The sequence below is a fragment of the Bacillus sp. UNC322MFChir4.1 genome, from assembly GCF_000746135.1.
GTDB lineage: Bacteria > Bacillota > Bacilli > Bacillales > Bacillaceae_G > Bacillus_A.
The window spans coordinates 20,085-34,842 of record NZ_JQKQ01000041.1 but is presented as its reverse complement, the minus strand read 5'-3'; the positions used below and the strand labels follow the sequence as shown (position 1 = coordinate 34,842).

10 protein-coding genes and 3 pseudogenes are annotated in these 14,758 nt (G+C 32.8%); 4 read left to right on the top strand and 9 right to left on the bottom strand.

The window, feature by feature from the left end:
• Nucleotides 1-319: 319 nt before the first annotated feature.
• Complete coding sequence (locus BR72_RS15200) at nt 320-1,153, bottom strand: YitT family protein (RefSeq protein ID WP_035434257.1); 834 nt, start codon at nt 1,151-1,153, stop codon at nt 320-322.
• Nucleotides 1,154-1,217: 64 nt separating this feature from the next.
• Entirely contained in the window at nt 1,218-2,114 is an 897-nt protein-coding gene (locus tag BR72_RS15195) for a LysR family transcriptional regulator (protein WP_035434255.1), read from the bottom strand.
• A gap of 746 nt (nt 2,115-2,860) precedes the next feature.
• On the opposite strand from BR72_RS15195, the gene BR72_RS15190 reads away from it, so the two are divergent.
• On the top strand, nt 2,861-3,625 hold the full coding sequence (locus BR72_RS15190) for an alpha/beta fold hydrolase (protein ID WP_035434254.1): 765 nt from the start codon (nt 2,861-2,863) through the stop codon (nt 3,623-3,625).
• A 190-nt stretch (nt 3,626-3,815) separates the two neighbouring features.
• Here the strand turns inward: BR72_RS15190 and BR72_RS15185 are convergent, their stop codons facing one another.
• Nucleotides 3,816-5,627 (bottom strand): acyltransferase family protein, encoded by a 1,812-nt coding sequence (locus BR72_RS15185; protein ID WP_035434252.1) that lies wholly within the window; start codon nt 5,625-5,627, stop codon nt 3,816-3,818.
• Between the two features lie 425 nt (nt 5,628-6,052).
• Between BR72_RS15185 and BR72_RS15180 the strand changes: the two genes are divergently transcribed.
• Nucleotides 6,053-7,072 carry a glycosyltransferase gene (locus tag BR72_RS15180; protein WP_051957332.1) on the top strand — a complete coding sequence of 340 codons (1,020 nt, stop codon included), beginning with the start codon at nt 6,053-6,055 and terminating at the stop codon, nt 7,070-7,072.
• Between the two features lie 324 nt (nt 7,073-7,396).
• Here BR72_RS15180 and BR72_RS27355 read toward each other — a convergent pair whose 3' ends face one another.
• Nucleotides 7,397-7,525, bottom strand: a complete 129-nt coding sequence (locus BR72_RS27355; RefSeq protein WP_035434250.1) for a hypothetical protein — start codon at nt 7,523-7,525, stop codon at nt 7,397-7,399.
• A 299-nt stretch (nt 7,526-7,824) separates the two neighbouring features.
• Here BR72_RS27355 and BR72_RS27465 point away from each other — a divergent pair.
• A pseudogene (locus tag BR72_RS27465) lies at nt 7,825-7,960 on the top strand (tyrosine-type recombinase/integrase); the annotation flags it as partial.
• A gap of 523 nt (nt 7,961-8,483) precedes the next feature.
• Here BR72_RS27465 and BR72_RS15165 read toward each other — a convergent pair.
• The 5 genes and pseudogenes from BR72_RS15165 to BR72_RS15145 form a co-directional block, all read right to left on the bottom strand.
• Nucleotides 8,484-8,903, bottom strand: coding sequence for a hypothetical protein (locus BR72_RS15165; protein WP_035434246.1), 420 nt, complete (start codon nt 8,901-8,903; stop codon nt 8,484-8,486).
• 274 nt (nt 8,904-9,177) lie between these two features.
• Nucleotides 9,178-9,544 (bottom strand): annotated as a pseudogene (locus BR72_RS27140) (DUF3994 domain-containing protein); the annotation flags it as partial.
• 288 nt (nt 9,545-9,832) lie between these two features.
• A pseudogene (locus BR72_RS15155) lies at nt 9,833-9,991 on the bottom strand (IS6 family transposase); the annotation flags it as partial.
• A gap of 47 nt (nt 9,992-10,038) precedes the next feature.
• On the bottom strand, nt 10,039-12,183 hold the full coding sequence (locus BR72_RS15150; RefSeq protein WP_035434243.1) for a DNA topoisomerase III: 2,145 nt from the start codon (nt 12,181-12,183) through the stop codon (nt 10,039-10,041).
• A 192-nt stretch (nt 12,184-12,375) separates the two neighbouring features.
• Entirely contained in the window at nt 12,376-13,659 is a 1,284-nt protein-coding gene (locus tag BR72_RS15145; protein WP_035434240.1) for an aminopeptidase P family protein, read from the bottom strand.
• 339 nt (nt 13,660-13,998) lie between these two features.
• Here BR72_RS15145 and ric point away from each other — a divergent pair, with 339 nt between their 5' ends.
• Nucleotides 13,999-14,706 (top strand): iron-sulfur cluster repair di-iron protein, encoded by a 708-nt coding sequence (gene ric / locus BR72_RS15140; RefSeq protein WP_035434239.1) that lies wholly within the window; start codon nt 13,999-14,001, stop codon nt 14,704-14,706.
• The last annotated feature ends 52 nt before the right edge of the window (nt 14,707-14,758 follow it).

The following is a 14,758-nucleotide window of genomic DNA, read 5'->3' as shown; positions in this document are numbered from 1 at the left end:
TACATATTTTTAGCGTTTTGGCAAGATTCTTGAAAATAAGAATACATACGATGTCCTTTTTTAATCCAAATCTGAAGAGTTTTATAATGTATTTGATTTTCCGTTGTCATTTTTTCACCTCCTTGTTAAGGATATTATACCAAAACAAGAACGTACGTTTCCATCGTTTTACTTGAACATAAAATATTTTTTCGATTCACCTCACCACCTTCACATATGTTTAGAGGTGGGAGTCCTCTCGAAAGATATGATAGATAAATGAAATTTTTACTATCCAAACAAAAAAATCTAGCCTTCAATCATTTGAAGGCTAGATCTTTTAACTTGCTTTAAAGCCACCACCTAATACATCTCGTACATCATGAATAACGACAAAGGCATTTTGATCTTTTCGGCTCACTACTTGTTTTAATTGAACGAGTTCTTGTTTATTAATAACAACATATAACACTTCCTTATTATTTCCTGTGTAACCGCCTCGTCCTTCCAGTACTGTTACACCACGTGTCATATTTTGCATAACGGCTTCTCGAATTATATCTGGATAATTTGAAATAATAGTCACTGCTGTTTTTGTATTTAACCCTTCCACAATAAAATCAATAACCTTTGCACCGATAAAGACCGCTACAAGTGTATACATAGCTTTCTCTTGCCCAATAATAAATACTGAGCCAGCAATAACAACGATATCGATAATGAGTACACCTTTTCCAACACTCCAGCCTAAATATTGATTTGCCAATCTAGCTATGATAGCTGAACCGCCTGATGTACCACCCGCACGGAACATACATCCTAAACCAATACCAACAAACACACCTGCAAATAGAGCTGCTAATAATGTATCATTATTTACCGGAGTTGCCACACCTTCTGTAATATATAAAAAGAAAGATGTAGATATAATCCCAAGAATTGTATATACCATCGTTTTCTTATCAAAAAATTTGTAACCAATTGCAAGTAAAACAGCATTCATTATTAAGTTTACAGTACCAGGAGACCAGTCAAATAAATAGTAAGTAATTACCGTAAGACCGATAATTCCTCCTTCTGATAATCGGTTTGGAATTGCAAAATAGTTAATTCCAATCGCGAATAATAACGATCCAACTACAACAAGTATAATTTCTTTCATACGTTCATTCATTACGTTTTCCTCCCGTCTATTCTTAGGTGTTTCTTTTCTTCTAATCTCTATACACCTTAGGAAACTAAATTGTCTCTCTCCAGTTCTCTGCATGTTTCTCAATCATTTCTATTAGTTTCTTCATCGCTGGAGTTAACCATTTATTTTTATGATATGCCAGTTCAGTTGTCACAAAATCCTCACTGTACTTCCATGGCAGCGCGATTAACTTTCCACGCTCAATCTCTTCCTTAACTGTAATAAACGGTAAATACGATAACCCTAACCCGCACATTACAGTTTGTTTAATTGCCTCTATACTCCAAAAATGAATACGCGAACAGTTAACCCCTTCTTCTTTTATCCATTTTTCTAGTAAGTCTCGATAACTTCCTGGCTCAGTAAGCAATAACATTTCTCCTTCTAAATCAGAAGGAGTAACATCTTTTTGCTTCGTTAACGGATGCCCCGGCGGAGCAACAAGCACAATCGCTTCTCTAACAAGTGAATGAGTGACAATATCTACACCTAGTTTTTCTGGATTTGTAAATAAAGCAAAATCAAATTTCCCTGACTTTAATTCATTATGCAACTCCTGGCTCTCTGATGGTTGTAAAATGATATGGACATGCGGATACTTCTTTTTAAATTCATATAAAATAACAGGTAATCGATATATCATTAAAGACTCATTTGCCCCAATACGTATCGTTCCCGATGGTTTGCCGTTTAATTGAGATGATTCTAGTGCCTCATTTGATAATGCCAATATTTTTTGTGCGTAAGAAAGCATATGCTTTCCTACTTCAGTTAAAACGACTTTTTTTCCGAGGCGATCAAACAACGGGCTTCCAATTTCTTCTTCCAAAGATTGAATATGATTAGTGATTGTTGATTGTGTATACCCGAGTCTTTCTCCAGCCCGTGTAAATCCACCGCTCTCCGCTACAATAATAAAAGTTTTCAAATGGCGTAGCTCCATAATAATGCCTCCTGTTGTACAATCATTATTTCATCTTCAATAGCATAAATTACGGTTTATGTATGTATAAAGATTACAAGATTTTTGTATCATCAATTTATTGTTATAACTACATATCCATCATAATGAAAAATGGTATTAGAAAATATATAAAGTAAAACCTTTTCTCAAACACCTATGAAGCTAACTATTCTCATAGAAATAGTTAGCTTCATAGGTAAACTTTATACATTCTTAATCTTTCACATCTAAATTAAAAACGAAAGATATTAAATAATAATCCTATACACTCACCTAATCGCTATTATATATTTATATTGGAAATAAATAAAATGAATTATTTTAATTAAAACCATTAATAAAAATGATGGATGGATTAATCAAAAAACATGTAATTATATTCACACACTTCTCTTCACTATCATTTTATAAAATGATAGCTATAGTGAATAACCACTTCTTCATGTTCTCTCCATCAGCAATTACTAAATCGAAGTATATTTTAGTTTCCAATATATCTAACATTAAGTTTCCTTTACAAACCACACAACCATCTGCTATTATTACCTGGTACTTAAAACTAGTTATACCCAATCTATTAAACATCAAAAAAACTTAACTTATATAAATTTATATTCATCATCTATTTCAATTTCCCAAGCATAATCGGTGCCTTAGCTTACTAGTAATAACAACATTTTAGTAGAACATATTTTTTCTACAATAGAATTGAAAGGGGCATACTTTTGCAAACAAAAAAAGATTTTGAGAAAAAAACTATTATATTCATTCATGGATTAGTTGGAAATCGTCGTGCATTTAAAAAGGAGTGTAAATTATTTTCCTCTTCTTATAACATCATCACGTACGATTTACTTGGTCATGGTGATGACAAAGGACAAGCCATTGATTTTTCTTTAGATCGATTAGTAGATCAATTGTCAGATTTATATGAAAAAGAAGGAATCCAACAAGCTCACATTTGTGCCCTAAGCTACGGATGCTATATTGCTACTATATTTGCACATAAGTATCCAGAAAAAGTATTGAGTCTATGTCATATTGGAGGTCATTACAATAACCCCTCTAAGTTATTTAATGTCTTTAAAAAGTTTTGGGACAAACGAAATAATGAGTACTCTTCTTGGCTTAATCAGTATGCTAGTACTATATTTCCAAGTGGCATTCTAAAAGCAAACCCATTTGCGATCGTTTCCAAAAATATTTACTATCGATTTGGATTACAATTACACAGATCTATTATTCGAGAGTCACTACGGCATCGTTTAGAATTCGATTTAAAATCCCGATTACGAGAACTCACGCAACCAATTTTATGGGTAATGGGAGAACATGATCATCTCTATAAATCTTGTTTATTTGATTTGAAATCCATTCTTCCAAATGTTTCATATAAAGAAATTCCATTAGCTGGTCATGCTGCAAATATTTTTCGCCCAAATTATTTTTACGATTTGTACTCTCAATTTTTACAACGTACATCATCATAATATATGAAAGAGAGTCGCAAACTAACGCGACTCTCTTCTCATATGTAAATTATATTTATTTACAGTCTCACTTTTCTATACTTATCTAGTCCATATTTTTAAAATTTGTATACATATAGAAATATATTAAAAAATAATGTTCTTCACATCAAAGTGAAATCAAGTGAAAAGTTATTCATTCGCTATTACTCTACTTTTTAATACTCTTCACTACAAGCGAGGTATATGCATCTTCCCCTGCTTTCGTCAAATGGACCCCATCTGGTTCAAAATATTCCTTCTTCCCAGCACTTGCTGAATTCCAATCAACTAGCGTAATATTTGAGAATTTTGACGCTGTTTCTTTTAACTTGTTATTCACCACTGATTCCCATGGACGCGGCACTCTTGTATTCACCAATATAACTTTACGCTCATTACCTATTGATTGCATTAATGATGATATTTGCTCAGTCGTAAATGCTCCGTTTGTACCCAATCCAATAATAATACACTGACCTAAAGAACCCTCTTTTTTCATTCTATTAACCGCAGCAGTCGCTTCAGACATTTGCCTTCCAATCTTCGCATCAATCTTAATATTAGGAAAAACATTTTTTAAATTGGAAGAGACATCGATCATAATTGAATCTCCAATAGCTGTAATCGATGCAGATTCTTTAGACCCCGTAGAATTCACTTCTTCTTTGCTTTGCGATGGTTTATCAGCTGGTTCTTCCCAAACTACGTTTGGATGTTTAGGCTGATCTTTTTGCTCTGTTTGTACCGACTCTACTTTGTTTTTAGAACTCTCTTTTGCTTTGCTTGCAGTCGTTAAGCCAAAACTTGCTGTCACAGTAACAAAGATCGCAAATGCTAAAACTAACTTACCAGCTAGCTCCAAATTTCTTATTCTAAAGTTGCGCCAATGAAAGTTCTTCAACGCGCCTTTGCGAATTGGATTTTCGATAAATTTCCATGAAAGTTGCGCCATAAATATAATAAGAAAAAATTGAAAAATTGCTCTTGTAAGTTGAAATTCTCCAGCACTTCCTTGAGGACTTGTCAATGTGATTATCGGATAATGCCAAAGATAAATCCCATAAGATCGAACACCAATCCAGCGTAAAGGTCTAAACCTTAAAAAGACACTAATACGGCTAGCTGGATGGGCAAGATTTGCTACTAATATTGCAGTAGCAATCGATAAAAGGAACATTCCTCCGCGGTATAAGAATGGATCGTATTGATTCGTCTTCCAAAACATACCAAGAACAACAATAAGAGCTATTCCTCCAATTATATCAAGAACAAGACGAGCCTTTGGAATAATTTTTTCAGCCAATCTACTGCTCGGCCAAATGAAAGCAAGTGCTGCACCAATCAGTAAGGCAAACGCTCTTGTATCGGTACCATAATAAACTCTACTTGGATCATCTCCTGGTACATAGATTATCGCCATCGCGACAGCTGAAGCAATCGCTCCGAGAAAAATAAATAATGTTAGACGTGATTGTTTTTTTACATAAGAAAGGCCAAAACCAATGATAAGCGGCCAAACTACATAAAACTGTTCCTCAACAGCTAACGACCAAAAATGATTTAGTGGAGAAACTGTACCGAAGCTATCAAAATATGATAATTTGTGATAAATGTACCACCAGTTACTAAAATAAAATATAGCAGCTACAGAATCTCCACGCATTTTCCAAAGTATCGAGCTATGGAAAATTGTAATCCACGCTAATGTTATAACAAGCATGACAAGCATCCCTGGAAGCAATCTCCTTGCCCGGCGCAACCAGAAATCCTTTAAGTCAATTCTCCCTTTTTCCTTCCATTCAACAGCAAGAATATCCGTAATTAAATAACCCGAAAGTACAAAAAACACAGTAACACCTAAAAATCCTCCAGGCAACCAATTAAAATTAATATGATACAAAATAACACCTAGTATGGCTAGGCCCCTTAAACTGTCTAATCCAACCATATAACGACTATTCTTCTTTACTGGTGTGGGCATTCACAGTCACCCCCATCTTTCTCTAAAAACTATGTAAGTGTTTACAAACTCCTGCCGATCACACTAAAAAAGTATAAACGAAATTCAAAATAAAAGGTTTACAAAAATAGTACATTATCATAAAGAACATACTTATCTTGTATAATAATGCACACAATACATAAAATTTTACCATATCATTCATTATAATAAAATTGTTTGTGCAAATAAAATTAGATATTTTATTACTTTTCTTTTCCGAAATTGAAGTGTAAAAAGAATGGAATATCATACTAGACTCTTTAAATTCTCTTTAACAAATAAAGCGGGTTTCCATATTAAAGAAGAAATTCCACTTGTTAGTTCTTAATTAAGAACATATAATTAACATAAAATTAAATGGGAATTATATGAAAATTAAATATATTAAAATAAAGGAGATAGCTATGATTGAACATATACACAAAGAAAAAATATCAGTTATTATTCCTATTTACAATGTAGAGGATTATCTTGAAAGATGTTTAAATACAGTGTGTGGACAATTATATAAAAACCTTGAAATTATTCTTATTGATGATGGCTCAACAGATAATTCCTTACAAATTTGCAAGGAATCCGCAAAAAGAGAGGACAGGATTAAAGTTATCCACCAAAGCAATCAGGGTGTAAGTTCGGCAAGGAATATGGGTCTTGATGTAGCAACAGGTAATTATATTGCATTTGTTGACCCTGACGATTATATTCACCTTGATATGTATGAACGTTTATATTCATTACTTAAAAAGTACAATGCAGATATGTCAGCTTGCTTTAGTAGAGGGTGCTGGGACAGTAATTACGCCGAACCTCCAAGAGATGATATTGAAATCAGCGTTTATGATAAAGTTGGTGCAATCAAGACAGTGTTTGATCCAAAATATGAAATAAATGGCGTAGGAGTTGTTGTTTCTAACAAACTGTTTAAGAAAAATCTATTTAATAATCTTCGTTTCAACACTCAGTATAGACGTGCGGAAGATGAGCAAATTATTTGTTTTTTGTTGAAAAGGGTCAATAAATACGTGATTACTGATGAAAGGTTATATTACTATTTTAATCGTCCAAACAGCATACTTCATAGCAAATCAACCGACGTTCAGAATATTAAAGAACATTTGGATATGCTGAATATATACGTCGAGAGGCTAGCATTGTTCAGAGAGGACGAGTTCGATGATATTTATAATATCTGTTTACTTAATATGATGAATTTGACTATTACATCTTTTTTTAATATGAATGACAATAAAATTAAAAAATCACTAGTCAAAAGCTATCGCGATCAGTTCAATGAATTTAGAAAAAGAATTTTCAGTGAATTAACTACAAAAGACAAAATTCGCTTTTTTACATTTAAAATCTTCCCGCAAATGTATATATTGATACTTTTTGCCTCAAGAAAAAATCAGTCAAGTAACGTTTGACATTATAAAAACTGTGATTGCTACTCTTACTCATAAATAACCAGTAAAAAAAGCGAACACATAGACAATTTGAAGCGGAGAATCAAAAAATACCACAAAATATCATTATGTCTGGCTATCTGAATAATGCACCCTTTTTCATACTTTCTACGTTTCCTATATTCCCAGAAAAAATATTATAAAGTGAAACTTCCATCAATGGGGGGTTTTTCACCCACCACTTCTTTCGCGCTTGAGCTGGAGGTCTTCTCGCCATATATGATATAGTCCAGTCAAGTACACTTTTAATGGAACACATTTATATATTTTCAGTTCCGTTTATATTCACTTTTGTTTCATTTGTTTCACCAATAATTGTTTTACTTCGTTATAAGTTAAACCAGAGTTCTTATTTAGCTCCTTCACTTCATCAATATCAGTACCAACAACAGTGTACTTTTTCTTTTTGTTCATATTGCACATCCTTTTTCACAAAATTAACACATGCTATGTTTTTTAAAATACAATTGAATTTTTTATGAATAGTTGTAAATGAAACATTGTTTTTTCGTATTTATTCCCTACAGTTAGAACTCTTATCCATTTACCACATTTCTAATTTCTATCTCGATTTAAAGAAGGTGTTACATAAAAAAAATTCTTTACTAACAAATAGCATAATCAGCACATTTATGAATTAGTAAAGAATTTTTTTCTTCATTGGAAAGTTCCTTAAGTAGGGTAAGAACCCAGTGCCTTTCCTTATTTCTAATCATCCACATCAATTACGGCATAGTTTTGCGACTCAATTGATTAGCAACGGAGCACTTCTTGAAGTAATCCGTTGTTAATCATAAAAAGAGTGAAACCACAAAAATATATGCGCAGCTAAGTGGATTGTTAGAATAAAAAATAGCTAAATAATATAGAATCTAAAAATATACTACTTAACTAGTGTATATTTTTATAGATTTATCAATATAGTTGACTAAAGAAGTCTAAAGCTACTGAAAAGTACCCCACTGTGACAAGGAATGACAGTATTAAAAATACATTTCTTTTTGTTTTATAAAAAGTATTCTTATCCATTTTATAGTTTAACTCAAATGAGAAAAATAATAAAAGAACAATGTTTGTTACAAAACTCACATACATAGGTGTTACTTGAGATAACCCGTACATAAAGCTTAAAATCAATGTAACTGTTACTTGAATAATAATACCTTTAAATAATAAGTATCTTACTGCATTTAAAAGACCTATATCCTCTATCTTAATGTCTTTCTTTATCATCTTCTTAATTATAGCTATTAATAAGTCTTTCTTAATAAAGTAAAGAACGACCATTAGAAAAATAGCTAGTTATAATGCAATTATTATATAGTTCATCAGTGAAGCATAAGAAGTCATATCGTTATCAATAAGTCTCCCCCTAAATACTTTTAATAAGCTTTATTTCCTCAATAAAGAATAATACTAAGTGCATAGCGTTTATTACAAACCATAGCATGAAATTTGAGTTCTTTACAGTCTTCAACTGATTTGACTTTGTATCAGACAATTCTATCTTTAAAGACGTTAATATAATAGTGTTAGACATAAAACCTAACAATATAAATCCGAATAAAGGTAAGTTTGTTATAGCTCCTATTACCATAATTCCTATGTATACTATAGTTAACTTCTTAATATACTGTTTATCTTCTTTTAACTTCTCTATATCTTTACTTTTAAACCGGTCTCTTACTATTCTTCCAAAGACAATACTTTGAAATACTAGTACAATTATACTTACAAAGATAAGAAACAAAGTCTCAACATGATTTTCAATTAAGTTCGCTATACCGTTCATTTCGTCTGTACCCCTTTTATTTATGTAATATTGACTTTAGTACTTGAAAGTAAAAGTATGCTCTTCTGAAATAAGTCCACCGCTATACAGAAAGAACAATAGGTTTCGAAAAGACTTCGCCCAAACTGACTTCTTAAATTTAGGTGTACCTTTAAACTTAAACCTGTGAATAGTAAGAAGTAATATTTAACCGCAAAATAGATGAGTGAGATGCTGATAAATAATACGTTTACTATATAAACAGTTAAACTTTATTTAAAAGCCACCTTTGTGTTTATTTACGTCTTTCTGCTGTTATTGTATTCCCTTTACCATCTATCATTTTCAAAGAACCTGCTCTGAAAAACTCAACATTATAGTCTCTACCGCATTCATTTGTTTCTCTTCTAGCTTTTTACCGTCTTTAACAAACTCTTTAGGGATGAATGTAATTTGCTTTTGTCTGCACTGTAGAACCATGTTCCTGTCATATGGTTGTCTTCATACGATGTTTTACCTGTATCATCATATGCGGTATATGTACCATCTTCTTTGAATTCTAAACCTACATAGAACTTAGAACCTTTATAACTACCCCATTCTCCTAACAATTCATTACCGTTTTTTGATATTTGTACCGTTTCATTATCAAAAACAGAGGTTTCAAAACAATATTCTTTTGAATTGACTCATTAAATTCCCCCCTTATAATTATAAAAAAAGGACATACCTAAGCATATAATTGCTAGAAAGGTATATCTTTTTTCATATTTTCGGTTAAATTTGGTTATCTGAATATTATTTTATGGTAAAAAAAGTAATGCGTCAAAATAATTATAAGAATATTATAGAAAAAAGGCATAAATCATCGATTGCTCGACAATTTATGCTCTGGTGCAAAGATAAAATAATAGAGAATATAGCGTATATATTTCTAGCAGAATTGTATTTTATGCTGTTAGCTCAAACAATTGATGGCTGAATTCTTTCTGATTTTGAACAGACTGATCTTGTAAATCAATCTGTTCTTTTTTAATCATATGCATGACTTCCGCACCACTCAATATAGCGATTACTGTTTAAAATGATTTGGACCCCATATCAGCCCTTCTTCATTCCAAAATTAATACAGAACTTTTTTATTTATTGACAACTTTCATTTCTCAAACACAAAATTAATCTTATTATCTTTCCATTCTAACTTCGCATCAAACGTTTTATCGTTCTTTTTAAACCCTTTCATTAACTCCGTTTGTTCACCTTTTAGTAACTTCATCATATTTTTTTGTGAAATCGTTTTCCCTAATATTTTCTTTGAAATTGTAAAATCGCAGTTCGTTGTATTGTAGTTCGAACATCCGTAAAATGTTGATTTATCAATGATATCTCCATCACATTTTTTACACTTTCCTACCTTTTTACCAACTGTAAATTTTGAATTGGAGCGTTCAATCGATTCTACATGTAATCCTGTAAAATCCCATTTATCAGACATTTCAATTGCATCTTCAATAATTTTTGCTGAGAGCTTTTTCGTTTGTTCCATAAATGCAGCAGGCGAAGCTGTTCCTTCTCCTATTTCTGCAAGCCGCTGCTCCCATTTTGCTGTCATTTCTGGCGAAGCTAATATTTTATCACCAATTGCAGTTATAAGTACTTTTCCTTTATCAGTCGCGTACACTTGGTTTTTCTTTACGTCAATATACTTTCTGTCCTTTAGCATTGTAATAATACCAGCACGCGTTGCTTCAGTACCTAACCCCTCTGTCTTCTTCAATACCTTTTCCAACTCTTCGTTCTCTAAATATTTCCCTGCTGTTTTCATTAACGTAATAAGCTGACCTTCAGTATATCGTTTTGGCGGCTGTGTTTTTCCTTCTTTCACTTTCACCTTTACAACTTTACCTTGTTCACCTTCTTTTACAATCGGAAGAATCGCTTCTTCATCTTTATCATCTTGAAAAATGACCTTGCGCCATCCTTCTTGAATTTGTTGCTTTCCTTTGGAAACAAATTCAGCACGGCCATCAACAAGCGTTGTAATTGTAGTGTAGTCAAAAATCGCCGCTTCATAATGCGCTGCAATTAAACGTCTTACAATCATATCGTAAATTTTTCTTTCATCACCTGATACTTTATTTGGATTCGTTACTTGTTCAGTTGGAATAATTGCATAGTGATCTGTAACCTTTTTTTCATTTACGTAACGCTTATTATTCATAATAGAAGGAATCGGTACTGGCAATACATCTTTATATTCTTCAAACTGACTTAATTTCTGTAAAATATCAGGAAACGTTGCAGCTTCGCCTTCTGTTACATAGTTAGAATCCGAACGTGGATACGAGACAATTCCTTTTTGATATAAAGCTTGTGTTATATCAAGTGTTTTTTTCGGTGAAAACTTAAATGCTTTATTCGCCGTTGCTTGTAAAGATGACAAGTTAAATAAAAATGGTGGCTGAAACTCTTTCCGCTCTGTTTTCATTTCTTTCACTTCAGCCGGTTTATTTTGACAAAATGCCGCAATTTTATTTGCCATATTTGGATCTTTTAGGCGCGACTCATTATCTTGTTCCCACTTACCTTCATATTTTTTTTCATCTATATTAAAGGTTGCGAACACTTCCCAAAATGGCTCCGATTTAAAGTTTTCGATTTCTTTCTCGCGTTTCACAATTAATGCAAGTGTTGGTGTTTGCACACGCCCAGCGGAGAAAACATCATTCATTCCTTTTTTCTTTAGTAAAATGCTAAAAACACGGGATGCATTCATTCCAACTACCCAGTCCGCACATGACCGTGTGTATGCTTCATAATAAGTATTCACCGTATCCGCTTCATCAAGTAAATTTTTAAAGCCTTGATAGATTGCTTGCTTCGTTAAAGAAGAAATCCAAAGACGTTTCATCGGTTTTTGCACATTACAAAGATGAATGATATTCCGTACAATTAATTCCCCTTCGCGCCCAGCATCTCCCGCATGAATAATTTCCGTCACTTGCGGATTATGTAGCAGCTGTTTCACAACATTAAATTGCTTATACTTTGACTTCGTTACTTCAAACTGAAACCGTTCTGGAATCATTGGCAACGTGTTTAATGACCATTTTTTCCACTCCGCATGATAATGTTCCGGGTTACATAACTGCGTTAAATGACCAATTGCCCACGTACAGTACGCCCCGTTTGGAAACAGTTCATTCGCCTCTACTTCTAAATAGCCATCTTTCCGCCTGTATTTAAATTGAGAAACAAGCGCCAAACCTTGATCTGGTTTCTCGGCAATAATTAATTTCATTTTAAAACTCCCTATCTGAATGCCAGTGTTACTTACATTTTATCATTCACAATTCCTCTTATATATTTTAGACCTATAATATTATACGCTTAATTTTAGTCCCTTCACAATAGAAAGTCATTATATTACGCACTACTAAAAATGCTAAAACAACATGAAAAAGACGCCAAACATTAGGCGCCTTCGTTCTTCTTATTTTACAACGATCTGTCTATCCTTCACATTTGGATTATGTGCTCTCATGAAATCTTCAATCTCTTCAACTGTTCGGATTATGTCCTTTGACAGATTTTCATATCCATTTTCGGTAACAAGAATATCATCTTCAATCCGAATTCCAATTGCTTCTTCTTCAATATACAAACCAGGTTCCACTGTAATGACCATGCCAGCTTCGAGCACTCGATCTTTGTATGAACCTACATCATGAGTATCTAAGCCAAGGAAATGGCTCACTCCATGATAATAATAATTGGAGAGTTCTGAGTCTTCTTGGATTAAACCAATTTTCTTACATTCTTCTGCAAGTACCTTTTTCGTATGCTCATTTAGTGCAGAAAATTTTAATCCCGGTCTCATAAGCTCAATTGTTTCCCTCAATGCTTTTAGTACAATATTGTAAATCTGTTTTTGGCGATTCGAAAATGTTCCGCTCACTGGGAACGTAAAGCTGATATCAGCATTGTAGTAATCTTTTTGAGCTCCAAGATCAAGCAACACTAAATCACCTTTATTAATTTTAGAATCATTGTTTTCATAATGCAGCACGGTTGCATTTTTCCCACTTGCCAAAATCGTATTGAATGCATGATTCTTTATACCAGATGATTTTAGTGTAAAATCAAAATGAGCTTCTAATTCATATTCCATCATGCCCTCTTTCGCATGTTTGAGCACATTGTAAATACCTTCTTTTGTAACCATAATTGCTTCTCGTATCTTTTCAATTTCTTTATCCGTTTTAAATACGCGCAATTCAGTAATATTTGGATAAACGTTACCGATTGTAAGGTGTGGATAACGTTCCTTTACATGTTTAGCGAATGTTAATGTCCGTGTCTCTGTCCCCGCCCACTCACGACGTTCTAAATCTAAATACACGTGCTCTACATGTTCTGTAAAAAACGTTCTCGCTATTGATTGTTCAAAACTTTCTAAGTACACAACCGTTTTTATCCCTGTAATAGCTTGTGCTTCTTCTTTTGAAATTGTTTTACCTACCCATTTTTCAAGAACTGGATCTGCCTTCTCAATAAAGAGCATTTCTTCTACTATTTCGCCTACTTTTTTTAACACCAAAATAACATTCGGCTCATCAATACCAGTCATATAATAGAAGTTTCGGTTTGGCACAAATTTATAATGGTCATCGGCTGACTTATAAGGCGCCTGTCCAGCAAATAAAATGGTAACAGATTCATCCGGCAATGTTTCTGCTAATTTTTTTCGATTGCGAGTAAAAAATGATTGCTTCATAACAATCCCCCCCTTAAGTTCTATAAAGCCCTTTAAAACTGACTATCCATTCTATTTCATTGTATTATTGTTATAATTTTCCGTCAATTAATTCGAAACATTACAACTCCCTATGAAAATATCGTTATTTACTCTTGAAAAAATGGAGCGATTTCATTTGCCATACTTGGCTCTTTTAGGCTCCACTTACTTTTAGCATAAATACAAGCATCGGCTATATCACACAAACAACGTATGGTGAAATTCACAGGTTATCAGTGATATATATCACTACATAAACTGAAATTTATTGCTATTTTTAATCTAGATATAAAATTAAAATTTAATGGAGGCATTCATATGGAACATGTATTTACTGAGACTTCTGTGATTGGTGATATTGTTACGAAATTCCCAAAAGCAAGCGACCTTTTCAAATCATATAGAATAGATTTTTGTTGTGGAGGTAACAGACCACTTATCGATGCAATTCATGAGAGAAATTTATCAGTAGAAGAAGTTATAACAAACTTAAATACTCTTTATCATGAAACAAAAGTATTAAATGAATCAAAAATTGACTGGACAACCGCGAATTATAGTGAATTAATTGACTATATTGTGAATAAACATCATCGCTATTTAAATGAAGAATTGCCACAGTTAAGTCCATATGTGACAAAAGTATTCCGCGTTCATGGATCAAATCAGCCTCATTTAGCTCAAATTCATAAGCTATTCCATGAACTAAAAACAGAATTAGAACAGCATATAATTAAAGAAGAAACAGTAGATTTTCCGTTAATTTTAGCATTTGAGCAAAATCCAACTGATGAAAATTATGCGAAATTACGCAAAGTGGTAGAACAACTGGAAAGTGAGCATAGTCATGCTGGTGATATTATAAAAGAACTTCGAAACATTACGAATGACTTTACTCCTCCAGAAGGAGCTTGCGGTACTTATCGTCTTGTCTATCAACGACTTGCAACTCTTGAATCCGATCTATTCCAGCACATTCATTTAGAAAATAATATTTTGTTTCCGCGTGCAATTGCAAAGGCTTAAGTACAATCTATAGATATCAAATTAAGGTTCAAAAACAACATTTTTTGATCTT

Coding starts and splice junctions, on each gene's coding strand:
- ric (WP_035434239.1), top strand. CDS start 13,999: ATGGAACATGTATTTACTGAGACTTCTGTGATTGGTGATATTGTTACG.
- BR72_RS15200 (WP_035434257.1), bottom strand. CDS start 1,153: ATGAATGAACGTATGAAAGAAATTATACTTGTTGTAGTTGGATCGTTA.
- BR72_RS15195 (WP_035434255.1), bottom strand. CDS start 2,114: ATGGAGCTACGCCATTTGAAAACTTTTATTATTGTAGCGGAGAGCGGT.
- BR72_RS15145 (WP_035434240.1), bottom strand. CDS start 13,659: ATGAAGCAATCATTTTTTACTCGCAATCGAAAAAAATTAGCAGAAACA.
- BR72_RS27355 (WP_035434250.1), bottom strand. CDS start 7,525: ATGAACAAAAAGAAAAAGTACACTGTTGTTGGTACTGATATTGATGAA.
- BR72_RS15180 (WP_051957332.1), top strand. CDS start 6,053: ATGATTGAACATATACACAAAGAAAAAATATCAGTTATTATTCCTATT.
- BR72_RS15165 (WP_035434246.1), bottom strand. CDS start 8,903: ATGAACGGTATAGCGAACTTAATTGAAAATCATGTTGAGACTTTGTTT.
- BR72_RS15150 (WP_035434243.1), bottom strand. CDS start 12,183: ATGAAATTAATTATTGCCGAGAAACCAGATCAAGGTTTGGCGCTTGTT.
- BR72_RS15185 (WP_035434252.1), bottom strand. CDS start 5,627: ATGCCCACACCAGTAAAGAAGAATAGTCGTTATATGGTTGGATTAGAC.